The following is a 24,673-nucleotide window of genomic DNA, read 5'->3' as shown; positions in this document are numbered from 1 at the left end:
AATTACTTCGGTAACAAATACCTACAGTGCCATCCCACAGCAGCAAGCAAAAAAAACCCACCGGCCAAGGGTGGGTTTCGATAGCGCCGGTGAAGGGTCAATCCCTCAAGTCAGACTCATGAATCGGCTGGTCCCGATGGGTCGCCCGCTGGTACTGCGCCGGCCAGATCGCCTTGCGCCCGCCCAGGTCATCGTCGGCGTGCAACGGCCAGTAAGGATCGCGCAGCAGTTCACGGGCCAGGAAGATGATATCGGCCTGACAAGTGCGCAGGATGTGCTCGGCCTGGGCCGGCTCGGTGATCATGCCGACGGTGCCGGTGGCGATGCCCGACTCTTTGCGCACACGCTCGGCAAAGCGCGTCTGGTAGCCGGGGCCGGTGGGAATCTCGGCATTGGCGGCGGTGCCGCCAGAGGACACGTCAATCAGGTCCACACCCAGCTCTTTAAGGCGGCGCGCCAGCTCGACGGTTTCATCGGGGTTCCAGCCGTCTTCCACCCAGTCGGTGGCCGACACCCGTACGAACAACGGCAACTCCTGGGGCCAGGCTTCGCGCACCGCCTGAGTCACTTGCAGCACCAGGCGGATACGATTCTCGAAGGAACCGCCGTACTGGTCCTGCCGTTGGTTGCTGATGGGCGACAGGAATTGGTGCAACAGATAGCCGTGAGCCGCGTGGATTTCCACCACCTCGAACCCAGCAGTCAGCGCGCGTTTGGCGGCGGCGACAAAGTCGGCGATCACTTGCTGGATCTGCCCGTCGTCCAGTTGCCGGGGCTGAGTGTGCTGAGGGTCGAAGGCAATCGGCGATGGCCCCACCGGCACCCAACCGCCGTCTTCGGGCTTGACGCTACCATGTTTGCCGATCCACGGCCGGTGGGTACTGGCTTTGCGCCCGGCGTGGGCCAACTGGATACCGGCGACCGCGCCTTGGGCGGCGATAAAGCGGGTGATGCGCTGCAGCGGTTCGATCTGTTGGTCGTTCCACAGGCCCAGGTCCTGGGCCGTGATACGCCCATCGGCCGTCACGGCGGTGGCCTCGGTGAAAATCAACCCGGCGCCGCCGACGGCACGGCTGCCGAGGTGCACCAGGTGCCAGTCATTGGCCAAGCCATCGTCACTGGAGTATTGGCACATCGGCGAGACGGCAATGCGGTTCAGGAGGGTCAATTGGCGCAGGGTATAGGGTTCGAGCAGCTGACTCATGGCGCACCTCTTCTAAGTTCCGTGGGCACTCTTGTAGGAGCGGGCTTGCCCGCGAACAATCCAAAGGCACCGCGTTCATCCAGGATAAACAGGTGATCGTTGACGTTTTTCGCGAGCAAGCTCGCTCCTACACAACAGTGCTTAGAGCCTAGTCGACAACGCTGGATCGCACAGGGTTCAGAAGCAAAGCGGGAGCCGATTGCCGGCCCCCGTGCAGCACAGTCTTACATTTCGACCTGGGTGCCCAGCTCGATCACCCGGTTTACCGGGAGTTTGAAGAAGCGCAGGTTGCCGTTGGCGTTCTTCAACATGAACGCGAACAAGGCTTCACGCCAGCGCGCCATGCCTTCGATTTTCGAGGCAATCACCGTCTCGCGGCTGAGGAAGTAGGTGGTGCGCATCGGGCTGAAGTCCAGATCATCCAAATGGCACAACTTCAGCGCCTCGGGCACATCCGGTTCGTCGGTGAAGCCGAAGTGCAGGATCACGCGAAAGAACCCGTCGCCGTAGGAATCCACCTCAAAACGCCGTGAGGCCGGGACGCGCGGGATGTCTTCGTACACCACCGTCAGCAGCACCACTTGCTCGTGCAGCACCTGGTTATGCAGCAGGTTGTGCAACAGCGCGTGCGGTACGGCGTCGGGCCGCGCGGTCAGGAACACCGCCGTGCCCTGCACACGATGAGGCGGCTGCACACGGATGCTGCTGATAAAGATCGGCAGCGGCAGGCCGCCCTCGTCGAGACGCTCCACCAGCAATTGCTTGCCGCGCTTCCAGGTGGTCATCAACACGAACAACACGATCCCCGCGATCACCGGGAAGGCGCCGCCCTGGATAATCTTCGGCACGTTGGCCGCGAAGTACAGCCCGTCCACCAACAGGCAGCAGAGCAACACCGGCACGGCCAGCACCGGTGGCCATTTCCACAGCAGCAACATCACCGCCGAGACCAGGATGGTGGTCATCAGCATGGTGCCCGTCACCGCCACACCGTAGGCCGAGGCCAGCGCATTGGAGGACTCGAAACCCAGCACCAGCAGGATTACGCCGACCATCAGCGACCAGTTCACCGCGCCGATATAGATCTGGCCCTGTTCGGCGCTGGAGGTGTGTTGAATGTGCATGCGCGGGATGTAACCCAGCTGGATCGCCTGGCGCGTCAAGGAGAATGCGCCGGAAATTACCGCTTGTGAGGCGATCACCGTGGCCAGTGTGGACAACCCCACCAACGGAATCAGCGCCCAGCTCGGCGCCAGCAGGTAGAACGGGTTGCGTGCAGCTTCCGGATCACCCAGCAGCATCGCGCCCTGGCCGAAATAGTTGAGCACCAACGCCGGCAACACCAGGATGAACCAGGCACGGGCGATGGGTTTGCGGCCAAAGTGGCCCATGTCGGCATACAGCGCTTCAGCGCCGGTCAGTGCCAGCACCACTGCGCCCAGAATCGCCACGCCAATGCCGGGATGAGCCTCGAAGAAACGCACGGCCCACATCGGGTTCAATGCCTTGAGCACTTCAGGGTGCTGGACGATGCCGTAGATGCCTAGACCGCCCAACACCAGGAACCACGTCACCATCACCGGGCCGAACAGCTTGCCGATGCGGTCGGTGCCGTGCTTCTGGATCAGGAACAGCGCCACCAGCACCACCAGCGCAATCGGCACGACCCATTTTTCCAGGCCGTCGAACGCCAGTTCCAGGCCTTCAACCGCCGACAACACGGAAATGGCCGGGGTGATCATGCTATCGCCGTAGAACAACGCCGCACCGCACAAGCCACAGACCACCAGGAAACTGCGCAACTTCTTGCGTTCCCCTGCCGCCCGACGTGCCAACGCCGTCAACGCCATGATGCCGCCTTCGCCCTGGTTATCGGCGCGCAGCACGAACAGCATGTACTTGATCGAAACAACCCAGATCAGCGACCAGAAGATCAGCGCCAGGATCCCCAACACACCGTCATGGTTGACCTGAACCCCATAGCCCCCGGTAAACACCTCTTTGAGGGTGTAGAGCGGACTGGTCCCGATATCGCCGTAAACCACCCCGACCGCCGCCACCAGCATGCCAATCGGCTTGGTGTTTGAATGCTCGGCACCTGCTGCCTGACTACTCGCGTGACCCATCAACCACTCCTGCCCTTTGACCTGAGGTCTTTTATAAACAGCGCGCCTAAGTTGACCCTAGCATGCGCTGTTTTACTTCTCGTAACAGACGTTTTGTTGACCCAGGGGTTTTACCCGTGCGCAACGGCGCGAAGCATAGCGCAGCGCTCGTCGCATTTCCCTGCATAAAGCTGGTCAAGTGGATTGCCCGCCGCTAGAATTGCGCACTTTTTGATCAGAGGCACACCAAGTGCCCGTCCGCCGCCCTGTCGTGCCCGACTGGCGGCGTCATTCAATACCGAGGTTAGACATGTCCACCACCATCGCAAAAGCCAACCCCAAGGTTGGCTTTGTTTCCCTGGGTTGCCCGAAGGCTCTGGTCGACTCCGAGCGCATCCTTACGCAACTGCGTATGGAAGGCTATGACGTTGTGTCGACTTACCAGGACGCCGACGTGGTGGTGGTCAATACCTGCGGCTTCATCGACTCGGCCAAGGCTGAATCCCTGGAAGTGATCGGCGAAGCCATCAAGGAAAACGGCAAGGTCATCGTGACCGGCTGCATGGGCGTGGAAGAAGGCAATATCCGCAACGTGCACCCAAGCGTGCTGGCCGTGACCGGCCCGCAGCAGTACGAGCAGGTGGTCAATGCCGTGCACCAAGTGGTGCCGCCGCGCCAGGATCACAACCCGCTGATCGACCTGGTGCCGCCACAAGGCATCAAGCTGACCCCGCGCCACTACGCGTACCTGAAGATTTCCGAAGGCTGCAACCACAGCTGCAGCTTCTGCATCATCCCGTCGATGCGCGGCAAGCTGGTCAGCCGCCCGGTGGGTGACGTGCTCGACGAAGCCCAGCGCTTGGTCAAGTCCGGTGTGAAAGAGCTGTTGGTGATCTCCCAGGACACCAGCGCCTATGGCGTCGACGTGAAGTACCGCACCGGTTTCTGGAACGGCGCGCCGGTGAAAACCCGCATGACCGAACTCTGCGAAGCCCTCAGCAGCCTGGGCGTGTGGGTGCGCCTGCACTACGTTTACCCGTACCCGCACGTCGACGAGCTGATCCCGTTGATGGCCGCCGGCAAGATCCTGCCGTACCTGGACATCCCGTTCCAGCACGCCAGCCCGAAAGTGCTCAAGGCGATGAAACGCCCGGCCTTCGAAGACAAGACCCTGGCGCGTATCAAGAACTGGCGCGAGATCTGCCCGGAGCTGATCATCCGCTCCACCTTCATCGTCGGCTTCCCCGGCGAAACCGAAGAAGACTTCCAGTACCTGCTGGACTGGCTGACCGAGGCCCAACTGGACCGCGTCGGCTGCTTCCAATACTCGCCGGTGGAAGGTGCTCCGGCCAACCTGCTGGACCTGGCCGTGGTGCCGGACGACGTCAAGCAAGACCGTTGGGAGCGCTTTATGGCGCACCAGCAGGCGATCAGCTCGGCGCGCCTGCAACTGCGCATCGGCAAGGAAATCGAAGTGCTGATCGACGAAGTCGACGAGCAAGGCGCGGTGGGCCGCTGCTTCTTCGACGCGCCGGAAATCGACGGCAACGTGTTTATCGACGATGCCAGCGGTTTGAAGCCGGGCGACAAGGTGTGGTGCACCGTGACCGACGCCGACGAGTACGACCTGTGGGCCGAAAAGCGCGACTAATGCGATAAAAACTTGAAAAAGCCCTGCCTCTGGACAAGAGGCGGGGCTTTTTTACGTCTATCGTTTTGCCCATCGACATGGTTCAGCACAAGGGGCAGCGGGCATGCGTCAGCACTCGGTTATCCACACACCCAACACCAGCGACTACGCGCAGTTGGCGCAGATTTGGGAGGCTTCAGTGCGGGCCACCCATGATTTTTTGCCGGACAGTTACATCGTGTTGCTCAAAAATCTGGTGCTGACCCGCTATCTGGACGCGGTGATGTTGATCTGCACCAAGGACTCGCGCCAACGCATCAGCGGGTTTGCCGGTGTTGCGGCGGGCAAGGTGGAGATGCTGTTTATCGACCCACAGCACCGCGGCCAGGGTCTGGGCCGGCAACTGCTGTGGTATGCGGTCGAGCACATGAATGCCGAGGTGCTGGACGTCAACGAACAGAACCCTCAAGCCCTGGGGTTTTACTTGAAGCTTGGGTTCGAGGTGATCGGACGCACGGAGCATGATGGCCTGGGCCAGCCTTATCCATTGCTGCATATGCGTTTGCGCCAGGTGCACCAACAGGAGCGCCGGGGCTAAATGAAATGGGGTCGGGATTAACCGCGCCCACACAGGTACAATAGCCGCCCCCTTTTGTTACGGCCCTTGTCATGACTGACCCCATACGCCTCTCCAAACGCCTTATCGAACTGGTCGGTTGCTCCCGTCGGGAGGCTGAGCTGTTTATCGAAGGCGGCTGGGTCTCGGTGGACGGTGAAGTGATCGACGAGCCGCAGTTCAAGGTCACGACCCAGAAAGTCGAACTCGACCCCGACGCCAAGGCGACGGTGCCGGAACCAGTGACGATCCTGCTGCATGCCCCCGCCGGCATGGATGCTGAGACGGCAATGGCCTCGATCAGCGCCGACACCCTGTCCGAAGAACACCGCTTCAGCAAGCGCCCGCTCAAGGGTCACTTCCTGCGCCTGACCGCCAGCGCCGATCTGCAAGCCAAGGCCAGCGGGCTGTTGGTGTTTACCCAAGACTGGAAGATCCTGCGCAAGTTGACCGCCGATGCCGCCAAGATCGAGCAGGAATACGTGGTAGAGGTCGAGGGCGACATGGTTGCCCACGGCCTGAACCGCCTGAATCACGGTTTGACCTACAAAGGCAAAGAGCTGCCGGCGGTCAAAGCCAGCTGGCAGAACGAAAACCGCCTGCGGTTCGCGATGAAAAACCCGCAGCCAGGCGTGATCGCACTGTTTTGTGAAGCCGTTGGCCTGAAAGTCGTGGCCATCCGCCGCATCCGTATCGGCGGTGTGTCCATCGGCAAAGTGCCGGTCGGCCAATGGCGTTACCTGTCCGGCAAAGAGAAGTTCTAAGCCGCTCGCCCTTTTCTCGACACCGCCTGATGGGCGGTGTCCTCAGTTGAATACCAGGATTGCCCACCATGATTCACAACGACGTACTGCGCAGCGTGCGCTACATGCTCGACATCAGCGACAACAAGATGGTCGAGATCATCAAGCTCGGCGGCATGGACGTAACCAAGGACGACCTGCTGACCTACCTCAAGAAAGACGAGGAAGAAGGCTTCGTGTTCTGCCCGGATGAAGTCATGGCTTACTTCCTCGACGGCCTGGTGATCTTCAAGCGTGGCAAGGATGAAAGCCGCCCGCCGCAGCCGATCGAAACCCCGGTGACCAACAACATCATCCTGAAAAAGCTGCGCGTGGCCTTCGAACTGAAGGAAGACGACATGCACGCCATCCTCAAGGCTGCCGAGTTCCCGGTGTCCAAGCCAGAGCTGAGCGCGCTGTTTCGCAAGTTCGGCCACACCAACTACCGCACGTGTGGCGACCAGTTGCTGCGTAACTTCCTCAAGGGGCTGACCCTGCGGGTTCGTGCATAAGCCATGAGTTACCAAGTCTCGCCCGTCGGTTTCGTACGCTCCTGCTTCAAGGAGAAGTTCGCCATCCCACGCCAACCGCAACTGGCGCCCGCCGCCCGTGGCGTGCTGGAGTTGGTGGCACCGTTCGACCAGGGTGAGGCAGTGCAGGGTTTGGAGCAGGTCAGCCATGTGTGGTTGTTGTTTCTGTTCCACCAGGCCTTGGAAGACAAGCCGCGCCTGAAAGTGCGGCCGCCGCGCCTGGGTGGGAATACGTCCATGGGCGTGTTTGCTACCCGCGCAACTCATCGACCCAACGGTATCGGCCAGTCGGTGGTGAAGCTGGACAAGGTAGAACCGGGCCGGCTGTGGATTTCCGGGATTGATCTGCTCGATGGCACGCCGGTGTTGGATATCAAGCCGTATGTGCCCTATGCCGACATCGTTGATACCGCTACCAACGGCATCGCCAGTGCTGCGCCGCAGCTGATTCCCGTGCAGTGGCTGAAGACGGCGTTGCAGCAGGCACAAGGCCACGCACAGCGCCTGGGCGAACCGTTGGTGGCGTTGATTGATCAGTGCTTGGCGCAGGACCCACGGCCGGCGTATCAGACGCCTGGGCCTGAGCGCGAGTATGGCGCGCAGTTCTGGGACGTGGATGTGCGCTGGCACTATCCCGAACCGGGGATGATTTGTGTGCTGGAAATACTTCCCGCTGGATAAACCGGAAACAAATGTGGGAGGGGGCAAGCCCCCTCCCACATTTGCATCTACTGTGTTGCAAAGTCAGCACATGGCCTGACTGCTTTACTTCTCGACGAACGCACGCTCGATCAGATAGTCACCCGGCTCACGCATACGTGGCGAAACCTTCAGGCCGAAGCTGTTCAACACTTCGCTGGTTTCGTCCAACATGCTTGGGCTACCGCACAGCATGGCGCGGTCGTCCTCGGGGTTGATCGGTGGCAGGCCGATGTCGCTGAACAGCTTGCCGCTGCGCATCAGGTCGGTCAGGCGGCCTTCGTTTTCGAACGGCTCGCGGGTCACGGTTGGGTAGTAGATCAACTTGTCACGCAGGGCCTCGCCGAAGAACTCGTTCTGCGGCAGGTGCTCGGTGATGAATTCGCGGTAAGCGACTTCGTTGACGTAACGCACGCCGTGGCACAGGATCACTTTTTCGAAACGCTCGTAGGTTTCCGGGTCCTGGATCACGCTCATGAACGGAGCGAGGCCAGTGCCGGTGCTGAGCAGGTAGAGGTGCTTGCCGGGCTTCAAATCGTCAAGCACCAGGGTGCCTGTCGGTTTTTTGCTGATGATGATCTCGTCGCCTTCCTTCAGATGCTGCAACTGGGAAGTCAGCGGGCCATCCGGCACCTTGATGCTGAAGAACTCCAGATGCTCTTCCCAATTCGGGCTGGCAATGGAGTAAGCGCGCATGAGCGGGCGGCCGTTAGGCTGTTGCAGGCCGATCATCACGAACTGACCGTTCTCGAAGCGCAGGCCCGGATCGCGGGTGCACTTGAAGCTGAACAGAGTGTCGTTCCAGTGATGAACACTGAGGACACGCTCGTGGTTCATGTTGCTCATGTACGGGGGACTCCTGGAAATGGGTCTGCGCCAAAGATGAAGTGCGCAATTGCACAGCATTCTAATGGCGGCGACAATATCTGTTAACTGGATTATTAAGATAAGGGTTATCGGTTATATCGATATGCGATTTACTCTCCGTCAACTGCAAGTCTTCGTCGCCGTTGCCCAGCAGGAAAGCGTCTCGCGCGCTGCTGGCCTTCTGGCCTTATCTCAATCCGCCGCCAGCACTTCGATTACCGAGCTGGAGCGCCAATCGAGCTGCCAATTATTCGACCGCGCCGGTAAACGCTTGAGCCTCAACGCCCTCGGCCATCAGCTGTTGCCCCAAGCCGTAGCGCTGCTGGACCAGGCCAAGGAAATCGAGGACCTGCTCAACGGCAAGTCCGGCTTCGGCTCCCTCGCCGTCGGCGCGACCCTGACCATCGGCAATTACCTGGCCACTCTGCTGATCGGCAGTTTCATGCAGCAGCACCCCGAGAGCCAGGTAAAGCTGCATGTGCAGAACACTGCCAATATCGTGCACCAGGTTGCGCATTACGAAATTGACCTGGGTCTAATCGAAGGCGACTGCAGCCACCCGGACATCGAAGTGCAAACCTGGGTGGAAGACGAACTGGTGGTGTTTTGCGCGCCGCAGCATCACCTGGCCAAACGCGGCGTGGCGACGCTGCAAGAGCTGACCCACGAAGCGTGGATCCTGCGGGAACAAGGCTCAGGCACGCGCCTGACGTTCGACCAAGCCATGCGCCATCACCGTAGCGCGCTGAACATCCGCCTGGAGCTTGAGCACACTGAGGCAATCAAGCGCGCAGTGGAATCGGGACTGGGAATTGGTTGTATCTCGCGCCTGGCACTGCGCGACGCGTTCCGCCGCGGCAGCCTGGTGCCGGTGGAAACCCCGGACCTGGACCTGGCACGGCAGTTTTATTTCATCTGGCATAAACAGAAGTACCAGACCTCGGCGATGCGCGAGTTCCTGGAGCTGTGCCGCGCCTTCACCGCTGGGGTTCAGCGCAGCGATGAAATCGTGCTGCCGAGTATTGCCTGAGGCTTAGATCAGGATTACGGCCCACACCAGGGTGATCATGGTCAGTGCGACGAATTGCGCAGCGCTGCCCATGTCCTTGGCGTTTTTCGACAGCGGGTGGCGATCCAGCGAGATGCGGTCGATTGCCGCTTCCACGGCCGAGTTGAGCAACTCGACGATCAACGCCAACAGGCACACCGCAATCAGCAAGGCACGCTCGACCCGGCTGACGTTGAGGAAAAAGCTCAGCGGAATCAGGATGACATTGAGCAGCACCAGTTGGCGGAAGGCCGCCTCACCTGTGAACGCCGCGCGCAGGCCATCCAGGGAATAACCCCCTGCATTGAAGATACGTTTGATACCGGTTTGACCCTTGAAAGGCGACATAGACGTAGGCAACTGAACCAAAGGAGTGGGGAAGCTAGATCACGCCAAGTCAAAAAAGCGTGAATAGGTGACATCTTGTTACTGCGAAATTGACTCAAGTTGTTGCAAGAGCAGCGCGGCCTGAGTGCGCGTCCGCACGTTCAGCTTGCGGAAAATCGCCGTCACGTGCGCCTTGATAGTCGCCTCCGACACGCTCAGCTCATAGGCGATCTGCTTGTTCAACAGCCCCTCACAGACCATGGTCAACACTCGGAACTGCTGCGGCGTCAGACTGGCCAAGCCATCGCGGGCGGCCTTGGCCTCGTCCGATACGTTGATTTCTTCGAACGCCTGGGGCGGCCAGGAGACATCGCCGTCCAATACCGTGCGCACGGCCTTCTGGATATCTTCCATGGCGCTGGACTTGGGAATGAAACCGCTGGCGCCAAACTCCTTGGAGCGCACCACCACATCGGCGTCTTCCTGGGCCGAGACCATTACCACAGGGATCTGCGGGTATTGCCCGCGCAACAACACCAGCCCCGAGAAACCATAGGCACCGGGCATGTTCAGGTCGAGCAGCACCAGGTCCCAGTCGGACTTTTCGGTGAGTCGGGCTTCCAGCTCGGCAATGCTGGCGACTTCAACCAGACGGACATCGGGGCCAAGGCCCAGCGTCACGGCCTGATGCAGCGCACTGCGAAACAGCGGGTGGTCATCGGCTATCAGGATTTCGTATGTGGCCATTGATTAAATGATCCTGTTTTTTATGGCAGCCCTGATGGGTTCAGGGTTCGCCAGTACACACGGCAACGGCCAGGCAGCCATCGCCATAGGGCACGATCAACGTCAAGAGCACCTGAAACGACGTCGAAAATTCACGGTTGCGCCCCAATCGGCGCCCAGCATGCCCAGCGTAGCCTGGGGGGTCAAGCACTACGCCCGTGGGCATTTTAGCGGGTTGCGGGTTTGCAGTGCCATCATGCAAACGTCGTCTGGTTATACCGCCGGGATGTAGGGCGAGAGACGAGTATGCACGACGTCTGTCGCATCCAAAGGCATCTGGAACTTGGCCGCCAGGTAATGAGTGCTGAAAACATCGAGGTAGGCATCCAGGACCTCGCTCGCAGCGCCGTCATCAGCAAGCTCCAGGCACAGCGCCGCGACTTCGGCGGTGCAAAAATGATCATCGCGTTTGGAGCGGCGCAGTTTGTAGCGCGAGAGCTGTTCCGGGGCCAGGCTTAAAACGGGCAAGTGCTCCAGGTAAGGGCTTTTGCGGAACATCTTGCGCGCTTCGCTCCAGGTGCCATCAAGCAATATAAACAGCGGGCGCTTGCCCTCCTCCACCTTGACCTCGCTGACAACCCGTTCGGGCGCCACGAACTCACCCGGGAACACGATGTAGGGTTGCCATTGTGGGTCTGCCAGCAAGGTGAGCAAATCCGGGTCCACCTCGGTGCGCGACCAGGCGAAAGCCGTGGTGTCGTCAATGACATCGGCGATCAGCCAGCCGGTATTGCTGGGCTTCATCGGCTCGACATCATGCATCAGCAGGCACATCGCGCAGCGCGCCTCGACCTTGGGGCGCCAGGCACACAAACAATATTGCGGGATGACCCGGCAACCCGCGCAGCGTTCGGCACGCGAGCCACGATTGACAAAAGGCTTGATAGCACGCGCCAGGCGCTGGGTCCGCAGGCGGGAAACGGCGTGGCTCATCGGACACGCCATAGGAACGGGTAAATCAACACAGTGAACACTCAAAGAGGTCTTAAGGGGCCGCAGTTTACCAGCGATACGCCTGGCTGTAGTGGCCAAGGGTCACCTATAATCGCGCGCCACTGAACGCACAGCCCAGTGGCTGGTCTATGCACCAGTAACCGAATCAGGAGAGTCCCATGCTGCGTTCCATGCTGCGCCTTGCCGCCCCATCCATCGCCCTTGCGTTGGTATTGCCCGTGGGCGCTCAGGCGGCCTCGCTGCTGGAGGCCCAGATGAACAGGAAACTGCAAAGCGTCGCGGCTGAGAGCAACAAGGACTTGCCCCGGGAAATCGACGAAAAAACCCTGGAAGTGGCCTACACCGTTGAAGGCATGCAACTGATCGATCACCTTAGCGTGCTGCCAGACCGCGCCGAACAGATGCGCGCCAACCCCAAAGCGGTGTATTTCCAGCTCGGCCAGAGTGTTTGCCTGAACAAAGGCTACCGCGAGCTGATGGCCAAGGGCGCGGTAATGCGCTACGAAATCACCGAGAACAAGACCAACCGGCCTGTGGCTTCGGTGAAATTCGCGGAAGCGGATTGCCCGGCACCGGCGAAGAAGAAAAAGTAACCCTGCCTCACCCTCGCGCGCTGCTGCCCTGTGGCGCGCACTCCCCTCGCTGCAATGCCCTCCAGGCAGCTAGACTCCGTGTTGCATGACCAATAAGCGGTTGCCAGCCAAGGGTTTTTCGGCCCATGATCAAGTCATCCCAACCGCTCACCCACAGTATCTTTCATGCTGTTCTGTAACATTTTCAGGGCAAAAGAAGGTTGCCCCTGCGGCAAGCAGCGACACATGCAGTGTCGTAGCCTCCGGCGAACCTCTCGTCGGCTACCCGGCCCTGCAAGAAGGAGAAGTTGAATGCCTTACGAACCGAATGACAGCCTGCTCCAGCATTTCGAAAAGAATGGAGCCGACCTCACCCAGCAGGTCGAAGCCCAACTCCAGCTGATCGCCCCCGACAGCCCGAATATCCCTCTGTATCGCGACATGATCCTCACCGTGCTGCGCATGGCCCAGGACGACCGCAACCGCTGGAATGCCAAGATCACCCTGCAAGCCATCCGTGAACTGGACAACGCCTTTCGTGTACTCGAACAGTTCAAGGGCCGGCGCAAGGTCACGGTGTTCGGTTCGGCACGGACACCGGTGGAAAGCCCGCTGTATGCGCTGGCCCGTGACGTCGGCGCCGCACTGGCGCGCTCCGACCTGATGGTGATCACCGGCGGCGGCGGCGGCATTATGGCCGCGGCGCACGAAGGTGCCGGCTTGGAACATAGCCTGGGGTTCAATATCACTCTGCCGTTTGAACAGCATGCCAACCCGACCATTGATGGCACCGAGAACCTGCTGTCATTCCACTTCTTCTTTACCCGCAAGCTGTTCTTCGTCAAGGAAGCCGATGGACTGGTGTTGTGCCCCGGCGGTTTTGGCACGTTGGATGAAGCACTGGAAGTGCTGACACTGATCCAGACCGGCAAGAGCCCACTGGTGCCGGTGGTTTTGTTGGACGCGCCGGGTGGTGGGTTCTGGCAAGGCGCGCTGGATTTTATCCGCAGCCAGTTGGAAGCCAATCGCTACATTCTGCCGACCGACCTCAAACTGATAAGGCTGGTATACAGCGCTGAAGAGGCGGTCGAAGAGATCAACCAGTTTTATGCCAACTTCCATTCCACACGCTGGCTCAAGCGTGAGTTTGTAGTGCGCATGAATCATCCGCTCAGTGACCGCGCATTGGCCTATTTGCAGAATGAGTTTGCTAGCCTGCGCCTGAACGGGGACTTCCAGCAGCTCGCCTATACCGGCGAGGAACATGATGAAGCTCGGTTCAGCCATTTAACGCGGTTGGTGTTCAACTTTAATGGGCGGGATCAGGGTCGGTTGCGGGAGTTGGTGGATTACATCAATTTGCCGGAGAACTGGGTGCAGGCTCAGGGGAAGACGCAGCAACGGGTGACGCCGCAGACGGCTTGATTTTTTAGTGTAAAAAAAAGCCCGCTATTTTCATAGTGGGCCCTTTTTTGTGGGGTTCAGACTAAGTAACTGGGGCTACTACGCAGCCCAACGGGAGCAAGCTCCCTCGCCACAATAGCCCACCAACCCCATCACTTTGGACTCAGTCGTCCATATCTCGACCACTGAGCAAACGGCTGATCATCTCCATCGAAAACCCGCGGTAACTCAAGAAGCGGCCTTGTTTGGCGCGCTCCCTGGCATCGATGGGTAGATGGCCTGAGAACTTGCGACGCCAAGTGTCTTCCAACTGCGACTGCCAACTGATACCACACTCACGCAGGGCGAGGTCAATATCGGCGCGTTGCAGGCCACGCTGGCTCAGCTCTTCGCGAATACGCGCGGGGCCATAGCCCGAGCGCGCTCGGTAGGAGACAAAGCTTTCGAGGTAACGGGACTCCGACAGCAGCCCTTCTTCCGTTAACCGGTCAAGGGCGGTTTCGATCATCTCAGAGTCTGCACCGCGCTGACGCAGTTTACGCGTCAGCTCGACTCGACCATGCTCGCGCCGAGCGAGCAGGTCCATCGCAGTGCGCCGAACGGCGACAAGTGTATCCAGTACAACAGTCATCGTTTGCTTCAGACGTCAGTGTCAGCTTCTTCCACTTCTGCAACCGGTTCGCGGTTGGCGGCAGCTTTCACGTCAGGTGCAGCAGTCAGCAGCTTGTCGCGAATCTGCTTCTCAAGCGTGGCAGCGATATCTGGGTTGTCTGCGAGGAACTTGGCCGAGTTGGCCTTGCCCTGACCGATCTTGCTGCCGTTGTAGGCATACCAGGCACCTGACTTCTCGACGAAACCGTGCAGCACGCCCAAGTCGATCATCTCGCCGTTCAGGTAGATACCCTTGCCGTACAGGATCTGGAATTCTGCCTGACGGAATGGCGGAGCCACTTTGTTCTTCACGACTTTAACGCGGGTTTCACTGCCGACAACCTCGTCACCCTCCTTCACCGCGCCAGTACGGCGGATGTCCAGACGGACCGACGCGTAGAACTTCAGTGCGTTACCACCGGTGGTGGTTTCCGGGCTGCCGAACATCACGCCAATTTTCATACGGATCTGGTTGATGAAGATAACCAAGCAGTTGGCGTTCTTGATGTTACCGGTGATTTTACGCAGCGCCTGGGACATCAGACGGGCTTGCAGGCCCACGTGCATGTCACCCATTTCGCCTTCGATTTCAGCCTTCGGCACCAGAGCGGCCACGGAGTCGACCACGATCACGTCGATGGCGTTGGAGCGCACCAGCATGTCGGTGATTTCCAGGGCTTGCTCACCGGTGTCCGGCTGGGAAACCAGCAGGTCATCAACGTTGACACCCAGTTTACCGGCGTATTCAGGGTCCAGGGCGTGCTCGGCGTCGACGAACGCGCAGGTGGCGCCCATTTTTTGCGCCTGGGCAATCACCGACAGCGTCAGGGTGGTTTTACCGGAAGACTCAGGACCGTAGATTTCAACGATACGGCCTTTTGGCAGGCCGCCAATGCCGAGTGCGATGTCCAGACCCAGAGAGCCAGTGGAGATAGCCGGGATCGCCTGACGGTCGTGATCGCCCATACGCATTACGGCACCCTTGCCGAATTGACGCTCGATCTGACCCAGGGCCGCAGCCAAGGCTTTCTTCTTGTTGTCGTCCATTAAAGTCCTCACGTAATCAATAAGGCCGGGGCGGCCAACACCTGTATAAGTAGACAGTATTGTTCCACAAAGATCGGAGATCGCCTACCCCTGATTTTCTATTTCTGCTGCAGCTCGTCGCAACAAGCCCTCTAACGCGGCCTTTACCGTTTGTCGGCGGACCTCATCACGGTTGCCGGTGAAGTGCTGAAGCTCGGCCGTCAGTTCCTCGCCAACACCGAACGCGAGCCAAACAGTACCCACCGGCTTGTCTGGCGAACCGCCATCCGGCCCCGCCACGCCGCTCACTGCAACTGAAAATCGCGCCAGGCTTTGTTCCTGCGCACCCCTGGCCATCGCCAACACCACTTGTTCGCTGACTGCACCCACTTTGAGGAACAATGCTTGCGGCACATTCAATTGCCGGGTCTTCTGCCGGTTGGAATAGGTGACATACCCAGCCTCGAACCAGGCCGAACTTCCCGGAATCCGCGTGATGGCCTCGGCAATTCCACCGCCGGTGCAGGATTCGGCGGTGGTAACGTGGGCATTGAGCACTTGTAAACGGCGACCCAATTCAGCAGCCAGTTGAGTGATTTCCTTCACGGTCGTCTCCGGAAGTGGGTGGGGATTCGCTTACCCTACAGGACCCGATGGCACGCGCAAGCGACAGTCTGCCTGCGCTCCACGATGACATTGATGGTGTGGTTGCAATCATTACACCGGCTACTGCTGGTCCGGCCGAGAAGGCGGGGCCTCCTTGACGCCGATACGCTTGGCCGCCCAACGCTCATAAAGGCCGATCGCGACGTCAGCCCCAGCCATGGCAGTAAGGCAACCAATGGCACCCGCGGTCCAGATCGACATGCCCGCGGCGTAGCACAACATCAATGCCGAGACCCCGCAGACCATGCATGCCCCCGACCGCAGTGCGAGGCGCCGCATCAGTGACCAGCCCCGCGCGCCCTCTTTGTCGGCCCGCCACATTTCGCCGGCTACACCTCCGATCAATGCCAATACAATCACCAGCCAGACAGGCATTTCCGCCAACGCTTGCTGCTCGATTGTCATGTAACACCTCCTGGCTGAGCGATACCAGCAAACTGCCGGTGTTTGGATTCGGTTTGTAGGTAGGCATTCCAAAAAGCCCGGTTGCACAGGCTTTTCAGTAATGCGGTCCAGCGCGATCCTTCGGCGCTACTGGCGCGGTACGGATCGTTTCTCAGTGTGGTTGCGAACAGTCTTCCTGCCTGTCTGGGTAAGCCCTTGAAACTAAAGAGCGTCGGCGTCCTTGCCGGTGTTGCCTGGCATCCTTGCCATCGCTTCGATGGCGTCCTTGCCGATATTGCGTGCCGTCCTTGTCTTCCTTGGCAGCATCCTTGCCGCCTCCACCAGACCTTATTGGCTGGCTTGAGACGAAGAATATGCATGTATGCATATACAGTCAATGCGTAAATGCATTTATTTTACAAAATGATATGCGCAAATGCATTTAGAGCCTGATGGGCAAAGGGCTTGGCGATTTTCAACAGGCCAAAAAAACCCGCTCGTGGGCGGGCTTTTTCTTACGAGAGTTGGTTAACGGGCGTACATACCCCACCAGAACACATGGCCGAGGATGCTGATCTGCTCATCCTGGATATCCTGGAAGCTGTAATCTTCATCCGGGTGCTCATCACGGTTGAAACTGCGCAGGCGAATCCCGGAAGGCAGACGGTAGAGCTGTTTGACCCGCAGTTGACCATTGTGATTGATGGCATACAGGTCGCCATCAACGATATCGCCAATCCCACTCTTGCCCGCGTTGACCCCAACCGTCGCGCCGTCGCGCAATACCGGCAACATACTGTTACCACGTACCGTCACGCACTTTGCCTGGTCGAACTGCACACCGTTGTGCCGCAGGCTGCGCTTTCCAAAACGCAGGCTGGCCTTCTCGCTTTCCTCGATGACGAATCTTCCTGATCCAGCAGCCAATTCAACCTCACGCAGAAAGGGGATCGACACCTCGTCATCATTAACGGGCGTGTCGTCATCCCACAGGCTTATATCCTTGAGTTCCGAATGCATCGGGTCACGCCCCTCTTCACGCGAATTGCCCAGCGCCATGCGCCCGCGTAGCTGGTCGGTGCTGATGCAGAAGTATTGCGCGATGCGGGAGATGTGCTTGTCCGACGGATCAACGATCTTGCCGCTGAGGATCCGCGAGAGCGTGGATTGAGGCACGCCGGTGCGCCGGTAAAGCTCCGTGGGGGAGATCCGGTCGCGATCCAGCAGTTCTCTTAAGACGATAGAAACGTTGCGTTTTTGCATAACGCGGATAGTGACGAGAGTTTTTAGGGTTGGCAAATGCTGATTTGCATCAACCATGCATTTTTATGCACTTGCCATGCCCTTTAGCAGACCTGCGAAGGGTAGAGTTCGCGTGTTAACCTTGCCGCCATCGCAAAATCAGCAGGACCAAGTGCCCCATCTTTGCCCCACTCCTTTTAACGAATTTGCTAACTATCTGATGAGTAAAAACACTTCCGATCTGTCCTCCCACACGCCGATGATGCAGCAATATTGGCGCCTGAAAAACCAGCATCCTGATCAGTTGATGTTCTATCGCATGGGCGACTTCTACGAGATCTTCTACGAAGATGCAAAGAAGGCCGCCAAACTGCTGGACATCACCCTGACGGCGCGCGGGCAGTCGGCCGGACAAGCGATTCCGATGTGTGGGATTCCTTACCACTCCCTGGAAGGCTACCTGGTCAAGCTGGTGAAGCTGGGCGAGTCGGTTGTGATCTGCGAGCAGATCGGCGACCCGGCCACCAGCAAGGGGCCGGTTGAACGCCAGGTGGTGCGCATTATTACGCCGGGGACGGTCAGTGATGAGGCGTTGCTGGATGAGCGCCGCGATAACCTGATCGCCGCTGTGCTGGGCGATGAGCGTCTGTTCGGCCTGGCCGTGCTGGATATCACCAGCGGCAACTTCACGGTGCTGGAAATCAAGGGCTGGGAGAACCTGCTGGCGGAGCTGGAGCGCATCAATCCGGTGGAGTTGATGATCCCGGATGACTGGCCCAAGGACCTGCCGGCAGAAAAGCGCCGCGGAACCAAGCGTCGCGCGCCGTGGGATTTCGAGCGTGACTCGGCGCTGAAAAGCCTGTGCCAGCAATTTTCCGTGCAAGACCTTAAGGGCTTTGGTTGCGAAACCCTGACCCTGGCCATCGGCGCCGCCGGTTGCCTGCTCAGCTACGCCAAGGAAACTCAGCGCACCGCCCTGCCGCACCTGCGCAGCCTGCGCCATGAGCGCTTGGACGATACCGTGGTGCTCGATGGTGCCAGCCGTCGCAACCTAGAGCTGGACACCAACCTCGCGGGCGGACGCGACAACACCCTGCAATCTGTGGTCGACCGTTGCCAGACCGCTATGGGCAGCCGCTTGCTGACCCGCTGGCTGAACCGGCCGCTGCGGGATTTGAGCGTGCTGCAGGCACGCCAGTCTTCTATTACCTGCCTGCTGGACAGCTATCGCTTTGAAAAGCTGCAACCACAGCTGAAGGAAATCGGCGATATCGAGCGCATCCTGGCGCGTATCGGCCTGCGTAACGCTCGCCCCCGTGACTTGGCGCGCCTGCGCGATGCACTCGGTGCACTGCCGCAACTGCAGGCGGCAATGACCGAACTGGATGCGCCGCACTTGCAACAGTTGGCCGTAACCACCAGCACCTACCCGGAACTGGCAGCACTGCTGGCAAAAGCCATCATCGATAACCCCCCGGCGATCATCCGCGACGGCGGCGTGCTGAAGACCGGCTACGACAATGAGCTGGATGAACTGCAAGCCTTGAGTGAAAACGCCGGGCAGTTCCTGATCGACCTGGAGGCCAGGGAAAAAGCCCGCACCGGCCTGGCCAACCTGAAGGTCGGTTACAACCGCGTGCACGGCTACTTTATTGAGTTGCCCAGCAAGCAGGCCGAGCAGGCGCCGATTGATTATCAGCGTCGCCAGACCCTCAAAGGCGCCGAACGCTTTATCACGCCGGAGCTCAAAGAATTCGAAGACAAGGCGCTGTCGGCCAAGAGCCGTGCCCTGGCGCGGGAAAAAATGCTCTACGAGGCGCTGCTGGAAGACTTGATCGGCCAATTGGCGCCGCTGCAAGACACCGCTGCCGCCCTGTCTGAACTGGACGTGCTGAGCAACCTCGCCGAACGCGCGCTGAACCTTGACCTGAACTGCCCACGCTTTGTCAGCGAGCCGTGCATGCGCATTGTGCAGGGGCGTCACCCGGTCGTTGAGCAGGTGCTGACCACACCGTTCGTCGCCAACGACCTGTCGCTGGACGACGACACCCGCATGCTGGTGATTACCGGTCCGAACATGGGCGGTAAATCCACCTACATGCGCCAAACCGCACTGATCGTGCTGCTGGCGCATATCGGCAGCTTCGTGCCAGCAGCCAGTTGCGAGCTCTCACTGGTCGACCGCATCTTTACCCGGATCGGCTCCAGCGATGACCTCGCCGGTGGCCGTTCTACCTTTATGGTGGAAATGAGCGAAACCGCCAACATCCTGCACAACGCCACCGAGCGCAGCCTGGTGCTGATGGACGAGGTAGGTCGCGGCACCAGCACCTTCGACGGTCTGTCCCTGGCCTGGGCGGCGGCCGAGCGCTTGGCCCATCTGCGTGCCTATACACTGTTTGCCACTCACTACTTCGAGCTGACCGTGCTGCCGGAAAGCGAGCCGCTGGTAGCCAATGTGCATCTCAATGCCACCGAGCACAACGAACGCATCGTGTTCCTGCACCATGTGCTGCCAGGGCCGGCCAGCCAGAGCTACGGCCTGGCTGTGGCGCAATTGGCCGGTGTGCCGAACGATGTGATCCTGCGCGCCCGCGAACACCTCAGCCGCTTGGAAACCACGGCCCTGCCCCATGAAACCGTGGTCGCCAGCCCTGCCAAGACCGCCAGCAAACCCGCCGCGCCGCACCAGAGCGATATGTTCGCAAGCCTGCCGCACCCAGTACTGGATGAGCTCGCCAAGCTTGACCTGGACGGCTTGACGCCGCGAAAAGCGCTCGAAATGTTATATGCACTGCAGGTTCGGATATAACGCAGACGCTTGCAAGCTGGTAGACTCTCGCGCGGTTTGGGATGCTGCTGGCTTTTAGCCTGGCCTGCAGACTATCGCTCCCGAACCTCGCGAGCCCTGCCGTAAAGGGTTTCGCTGCCGCCGCCTGAGGAGAAAATTAGAAATGACCTTCGTCGTTACCGACAACTGCATCAAGTGCAAGTACACCGACTGCGTCGAAGTGTGTCCGGTGGACTGCTTCTACGAAGGCCCGAATTTCCTGGTGATCCACCCGGACGAGTGCATTGACTGCGCCCTGTGTGAACCGGAATGCCCGGCCGTCGCTATTTTCTCCGAGGACGAAGTCCCGGCGGAGATGCAGGAATTTATTCAGTTGAACGTCGAGCTGGCGGAAATCTGGCCGAACATCACTGAGAAGAAAGAGTCGCTGCCTGGTGCAGAAGAGTGGGACGGCGTCAAAGGCAAAATCAAAGACCTGGAGCGCTAACCGCGCCGCCGCCCAATAAAAAAGCCCCTTTCAGGGGCTTTTTTGCATTCTGGGTCAGGCATTTACTTTTCTACAGGCAAAAAAAGGGGCGGTATGACCCGCCCACATTTTTTCCCTAGTCCCTGTATTCCTTTTCATCATCCTGATGAATCGCATCCTGCGATATTCCCTGAACCATCGTTCCGTGATGGCTGTGTCAATCCGTGGACACAGGACTGATGTTAGAGAGTTCCAAGGGAAGTTCAACGGGATGCGTGCGCAGCGCCGACGAGCTTCACGCTTCAAAAGAAAATAAATAATTGTTATTTTTCAAATAGATAGAAAAACAGCCAAACATTTCGAGACGTACACGGCCGGTAAAAACCCCAAACACTTACGGAAAAGTAAGCCAATGCTTACACCAGCCATTGCGTAAATGGGTCACCCACGCCTCTTGACCGCCTGCCAGGCGTAAAAAAGCCCCGACACAGTCGAGGCCTCTTACCTTCAATCACTTCAATCGTCGCTGACGGTAATTGTCGGCATCGATGGCGTTGTAGCTTCCTGCAAGACGATCCGCGCGCCCACATGGCGAGCCAGTTCCTGATAGATCATCGCGATCTGACTGTCGGGCTCAGCCACCACGGTGGGCTTGCCGCCGTCGGCCTGTTCACGAATCAGCATCGACAGCGGCAGCGAAGCCAACAATTCTACGCCGTACTGAGTCGCCAACTTCTCGCCGCCGCCCTCACCGAACAGATGCTCGGCGTGGCCACAGTTGGAGCAGATGTGCACGGCCATGTTTTCCACGACGCCCAGCACCGGAATATTGACCTTGCGGAACATCTCCACGCCTTTTTTCGCGTCGAGCAGGGCCAGGTCCTGGGGAGTGGTGACGATCACCGAACCCGCCACCGGGACTTTCTGCGCCAGGGTCAGTTGGATGTCGCCAGTGCCCGGCGGCATGTCGATCACCAGGTAATCCAGATCGCCCCAAGCGGTCTGGGTGACCAATTGCAGCAAGGCGCCGGACACCATCGGCCCGCGCCATACCATCGGCGTGTTGTCATCAGTCAGAAAGGCCATGGACATGACTTCCACGCCCAATGACTCGATCGGCATGAACCACTTCTGGTCTTTGACTTTCGGCCGGGTCCCTTCGGCGATGCCGAACATCACACCCTGGCTAGGGCCATAGATATCGGCATCAAGAATGCCCACGCGCGCGCCTTCACGGGCCAGGGCCAGGGCCAGGTTGGCGGCAGTGGTGGATTTGCCCACGCCGCCTTTGCCGGATGCCACGGCCACCACGTTCTTGACGTTGGCCAGGCCCGGGATCTGCGCCTGAGCCTTATGGGGTGCGATCACGCACTGGATGTCGACCTTGGCTGACCGAACGCCGTCGAGGCCTTCAATGGCCATTTGCAGCATCTGCGCCCAACCACTCTTGAACAGGCCGGCGGCATAACCCAGTTCCAACTGCACCGACACCTGATCACCCTGGACCTCGATGGCGCGTACACAGCCGGCACTGACCGGGTCCTGGTTCAAATAGGGATCGGTGTACTGGCGAAGAACGGCTTCCACCGCTGCGCGATTCACGGCGCTCATGGGCTACTCCCGAAAAAAGACTGACTGAAACAGGCCGCTATCCTACCTGTTCCAGCTGCTGAGCGGCATGCTTTTGCCGGTGTGGAAAATGCTGAAACAGCGTCACGGGGTGAAATAAATTTCCCGGCGCTTTATAGTGGCCGACCTCCGTTTCATCAAGTAGCCGAGCCCCATGTCCGAGCCACGCAAGATCCTCGTCACCAGCGCCCTGCCCTATGCCAATGGTTCTATCCATCTTGGCCATATGCTTGAGTACATCCAGACCGATATGTGGGTGCGCTTCCAGAAGCATCGCGGCAACCAATGCATCTATGTCTGCGCGGACGACGCCCACGGTTCGGCCATCATGCTGCGCGCCGAGAAGGAAGGCATCACCCCGGAACAACTGATCGCCAATGTGCAGGCTGAACACAGCGCCGACTTTGCCGAGTTCCTGGTGGACTTCGACAACTTCCACTCCACTCACGCCGAAGAAAACCGTGAGCTGTCGAGCCAGATCTACCTCAAGCTGCGTGATGCCGGGCACATTGCCCAGCGTTCGATCACCCAGTATTTCGACCCGGAAAAGAAAATGTTCCTGGCCGACCGCTTCATCAAGGGCACCTGCCCGAAATGCGGCACCGAAGACCAGTACGGCGACAACTGCGAAAAATGCGGCGCCACTTATGCACCGACAGACTTGAAGGACCCGAAGTCGGCGATCTCCGGCGCCACCCCGGTGCTCAAGGATTCCCAGCACTTCTTCTTCAAGCTCCCGGATTTCCAGCAGATGCTGCAAACCTGGACCCGCAGCGGCACCTTGCAGGACGCTGTGGCGAACAAGATCGCCGAATGGCTGGATGCCGGCCTGCAACAGTGGGACATCTCTCGCGATGCGCCGTACTTCGGCTTTGAGATCCCGGACGAGCCAGGCAAGTATTTCTATGTGTGGCTGGACGCGCCGATCGGTTACATGGCCAGCTTCAAGAACCTGTGCGACCGCACGCCGGAGCTGGACTTCGACGCGTTTTGGGGCAAGGACTCCACCGCCGAGCTGTACCACTTCATCGGCAAGGACATCGTCAACTTCCACGCCCTGTTCTGGCCGGCGATGCTCGAAGGTTCGGGCTACCGCAAGCCGACCGGCATTAACGTGCACGGCTACCTGACGGTCAACGGCCAGAAAATGTCCAAGTCCCGTGGCACCTTTATCAAGGCGCGCACCTACCTGGACCACCTGTCGCCGGAATACCTGCGCTACTACTACGCCTCCAAGCTGGGCCGTGGCGTCGACGACCTGGACCTGAACCTGGAAGACTTCGTACAGAAGGTCAACTCGGACCTCGTGGGCAAAGTCGTCAACATTGCCAGCCGTTGCGCCGGCTTTATCCACAAGGGCAACGCCGGTGTGCTGGTGGCTGAAAATGCCGCGCCGGAACTGACCGACGCGTTCCTGGCTGCGGCACCAAGCATCGCCGATGCTTATGAAGCTCGCGACTTTGCCCGCGCCATGCGTGAAATCATGGGGCTGGCCGACCGCGCCAACGCCTGGATTGCCGACAAGGCCCCGTGGGCGCTGAACAAGCAGGAAGGCAAACAGGCAGAAGTCCAGGCGATCTGCGCCACCGGCGTCAACCTGTTCCGCCAATTGGTGATTTTCCTCAAGCCGGTTCTGCCGTTGCTGGCAGCCGACGCCGAGGCGTTCCTCAATGTTGCGCCACTGACCTGGAGCGACCATGCCACCCTGCTCAGCAACCATCAGTTGAACGAGTTCAAGCCGCTGATGACCCGTATCGACCCGGTAAAAGTCCAAGCCATGACCGACGCTTCGAAAGAAGACCTCGCCGCCAGCCAGACCGACACCGGCTCAGCTGCGCCAGCAGGTAATGGCGAACTGGCCAAGGACCCGCTTTCTCCAGAAATCGAGTTCGACGCGTTTGCCGCCGTTGACCTGCGTGTTGCGCTGATCATCAAGGCCGAGGCCGTGGAAGGCGCCGACAAGCTGCTGCGCCTGACACTGGATATCGGTGACGAGCAACGCAACGTGTTCTCCGGGATCAAGAGCGCGTATCCGGACCCGTCCAAGCTCGACGGTCGCCTGACCATGATGATCGCGAACCTCAAGCCACGGAAAATGAAGTTCGGCATCTCCGAAGGCATGGTGATGGCCGCCGGCCCTGGCGGTGAAGAGATCTACCTGCTGAGCCCAGACAGCGGCGCCAAGCCGGGTCAACGCATCAAGTAACCCCGCAAACAGCCCTGCCGTCTCGGCGACAGGGCTTTTGAGCTAGTGCCACTGTCTCGCTTGCCGGATAATCAAGCCCTGTTTGCTT

At 59.4% G+C, this 24,673-nt stretch carries 23 protein-coding genes; 11 read left to right on the top strand and 12 right to left on the bottom strand.

The window, feature by feature from the left end:
* Positions 1-97 precede the first annotated feature (97 nt).
* A complete protein-coding gene (locus PspS35_RS06555) occupies positions 98-1,204 on the bottom strand; it encodes an NADH:flavin oxidoreductase/NADH oxidase (protein ID WP_159933236.1) in 1,107 nt (368 codons plus the stop codon).
* 224 nt (positions 1,205-1,428) lie between these two features.
* The gene (locus PspS35_RS06550) at positions 1,429-3,330 is read right to left on the bottom strand and encodes a potassium transporter Kup (RefSeq protein ID WP_159933235.1); all 1,902 of its coding nucleotides are present in this window, start codon (positions 3,328-3,330) and stop codon (positions 1,429-1,431) included.
* 301 nt (positions 3,331-3,631) lie between these two features.
* On the opposite strand from PspS35_RS06550, the gene rimO reads away from it, so the two are divergent.
* From rimO to tsaA, 5 genes are all read left to right on the top strand, one after another.
* Positions 3,632-4,960: a 30S ribosomal protein S12 methylthiotransferase RimO gene (gene rimO / locus PspS35_RS06545; protein ID WP_169850727.1), complete on the top strand. Its 1,329-nt coding sequence runs from the start codon at positions 3,632-3,634 to the stop codon at positions 4,958-4,960.
* A gap of 103 nt (positions 4,961-5,063) precedes the next feature.
* Positions 5,064-5,537, top strand: a complete 474-nt coding sequence (locus PspS35_RS06540; protein WP_159933234.1) for a GNAT family N-acetyltransferase — start codon at positions 5,064-5,066, stop codon at positions 5,535-5,537.
* A gap of 71 nt (positions 5,538-5,608) precedes the next feature.
* A complete protein-coding gene (locus tag PspS35_RS06535; protein ID WP_159933233.1) occupies positions 5,609-6,319 on the top strand; it encodes an rRNA pseudouridine synthase in 711 nt (236 codons plus the stop codon).
* A gap of 68 nt (positions 6,320-6,387) precedes the next feature.
* Positions 6,388-6,849 carry a DUF1456 family protein gene (locus PspS35_RS06530; protein WP_099583453.1) on the top strand — a complete coding sequence of 154 codons (462 nt, stop codon included), beginning with the start codon at positions 6,388-6,390 and terminating at the stop codon, positions 6,847-6,849.
* A 3-nt stretch (positions 6,850-6,852) separates the two neighbouring features.
* A complete protein-coding gene (tsaA, locus tag PspS35_RS06525; RefSeq protein ID WP_159933232.1) occupies positions 6,853-7,548 on the top strand; it encodes a tRNA (N6-threonylcarbamoyladenosine(37)-N6)-methyltransferase TrmO in 696 nt (231 codons plus the stop codon).
* Between the two features lie 84 nt (positions 7,549-7,632).
* Here the strand turns inward: tsaA and fpr are convergent, their stop codons facing one another.
* A complete protein-coding gene (gene fpr / locus PspS35_RS06520; protein ID WP_003189055.1) occupies positions 7,633-8,412 on the bottom strand; it encodes a ferredoxin-NADP reductase in 780 nt (259 codons plus the stop codon).
* Between the two features lie 124 nt (positions 8,413-8,536).
* Between fpr and PspS35_RS06515 the strand changes: the two genes are divergently transcribed.
* Entirely contained in the window at positions 8,537-9,463 is a 927-nt protein-coding gene (locus PspS35_RS06515; RefSeq protein WP_174244789.1) for a LysR family transcriptional regulator, read from the top strand.
* A gap of 3 nt (positions 9,464-9,466) precedes the next feature.
* Here PspS35_RS06515 and PspS35_RS06510 read toward each other — a convergent pair whose 3' ends face one another.
* The 3 genes from PspS35_RS06510 to PspS35_RS06500 all read right to left on the bottom strand — a co-directional run bounded on the left by PspS35_RS06510 (position 9,467) and on the right by PspS35_RS06500 (position 11,527).
* Entirely contained in the window at positions 9,467-9,829 is a 363-nt protein-coding gene (locus PspS35_RS06510; RefSeq protein WP_003172176.1) for a diacylglycerol kinase, read from the bottom strand.
* A 78-nt stretch (positions 9,830-9,907) separates the two neighbouring features.
* Positions 9,908-10,555, bottom strand: a complete 648-nt coding sequence (erdR, locus tag PspS35_RS06505; protein WP_159933230.1) for a response regulator transcription factor ErdR — start codon at positions 10,553-10,555, stop codon at positions 9,908-9,910.
* A gap of 252 nt (positions 10,556-10,807) precedes the next feature.
* Complete coding sequence (locus PspS35_RS06500; RefSeq protein ID WP_159933229.1) at positions 10,808-11,527, bottom strand: tRNA-uridine aminocarboxypropyltransferase; 720 nt, start codon at positions 11,525-11,527, stop codon at positions 10,808-10,810.
* Between the two features lie 179 nt (positions 11,528-11,706).
* Here PspS35_RS06500 and PspS35_RS06495 point away from each other — a divergent pair, with 179 nt between their 5' ends.
* Both PspS35_RS06495 and PspS35_RS06490 read left to right on the top strand, forming a co-directional pair.
* A complete protein-coding gene (locus PspS35_RS06495) occupies positions 11,707-12,141 on the top strand; it encodes a PA3611 family quorum-sensing-regulated virulence factor (protein WP_124526088.1) in 435 nt (144 codons plus the stop codon).
* Positions 12,142-12,432: 291 nt separating this feature from the next.
* Positions 12,433-13,545: a TIGR00730 family Rossman fold protein gene (locus PspS35_RS06490; protein ID WP_159933228.1), complete on the top strand. Its 1,113-nt coding sequence runs from the start codon at positions 12,433-12,435 to the stop codon at positions 13,543-13,545.
* 142 nt (positions 13,546-13,687) lie between these two features.
* On the opposite strand, the gene recX is transcribed toward PspS35_RS06490, so the two are convergent.
* From recX to PspS35_RS06465, 5 genes are all read right to left on the bottom strand, one after another.
* Entirely contained in the window at positions 13,688-14,155 is a 468-nt protein-coding gene (gene recX, locus PspS35_RS06485) for a recombination regulator RecX (protein WP_159933227.1), read from the bottom strand.
* 8 nt (positions 14,156-14,163) lie between these two features.
* The gene (gene recA / locus PspS35_RS06480; protein WP_032891767.1) at positions 14,164-15,222 is read right to left on the bottom strand and encodes a recombinase RecA; all 1,059 of its coding nucleotides are present in this window, start codon (positions 15,220-15,222) and stop codon (positions 14,164-14,166) included.
* An 84-nt stretch (positions 15,223-15,306) separates the two neighbouring features.
* Positions 15,307-15,807 (bottom strand): CinA family protein, encoded by a 501-nt coding sequence (locus PspS35_RS06475; protein WP_159933226.1) that lies wholly within the window; start codon positions 15,805-15,807, stop codon positions 15,307-15,309.
* A 120-nt stretch (positions 15,808-15,927) separates the two neighbouring features.
* Positions 15,928-16,272 (bottom strand): phage holin family protein, encoded by a 345-nt coding sequence (locus PspS35_RS06470; RefSeq protein ID WP_159933225.1) that lies wholly within the window; start codon positions 16,270-16,272, stop codon positions 15,928-15,930.
* A 507-nt stretch (positions 16,273-16,779) separates the two neighbouring features.
* Positions 16,780-17,514 (bottom strand): XRE family transcriptional regulator, encoded by a 735-nt coding sequence (locus tag PspS35_RS06465; RefSeq protein ID WP_159937995.1) that lies wholly within the window; start codon positions 17,512-17,514, stop codon positions 16,780-16,782.
* Positions 17,515-17,713: 199 nt separating this feature from the next.
* On the opposite strand from PspS35_RS06465, the gene mutS reads away from it, so the two are divergent.
* Both mutS and fdxA read left to right on the top strand, forming a co-directional pair.
* Positions 17,714-20,305, top strand: a complete 2,592-nt coding sequence (mutS, locus tag PspS35_RS06460) for a DNA mismatch repair protein MutS (protein ID WP_159933224.1) — start codon at positions 17,714-17,716, stop codon at positions 20,303-20,305.
* Between the two features lie 142 nt (positions 20,306-20,447).
* On the top strand, positions 20,448-20,771 hold the full coding sequence (gene fdxA / locus PspS35_RS06455) for a ferredoxin FdxA (RefSeq protein WP_159933223.1): 324 nt from the start codon (positions 20,448-20,450) through the stop codon (positions 20,769-20,771).
* A gap of 495 nt (positions 20,772-21,266) precedes the next feature.
* Here fdxA and apbC read toward each other — a convergent pair whose 3' ends face one another.
* The gene (apbC, locus tag PspS35_RS06450; RefSeq protein WP_159933222.1) at positions 21,267-22,361 is read right to left on the bottom strand and encodes an iron-sulfur cluster carrier protein ApbC; all 1,095 of its coding nucleotides are present in this window, start codon (positions 22,359-22,361) and stop codon (positions 21,267-21,269) included.
* A gap of 172 nt (positions 22,362-22,533) precedes the next feature.
* Between apbC and metG the strand changes: the two genes are divergently transcribed.
* Entirely contained in the window at positions 22,534-24,585 is a 2,052-nt protein-coding gene (gene metG / locus PspS35_RS06445; protein ID WP_159933221.1) for a methionine--tRNA ligase, read from the top strand.
* The last annotated feature ends 88 nt before the right edge of the window (positions 24,586-24,673 follow it).

The organism is Pseudomonas sp. S35 (genome assembly GCF_009866765.1).
GTDB lineage: Bacteria > Pseudomonadota > Gammaproteobacteria > Pseudomonadales > Pseudomonadaceae > Aquipseudomonas.
The sequence above is the reverse complement of the archived record's forward strand: the minus strand, read 5'-3'. Positions and strand labels throughout refer to the sequence as shown.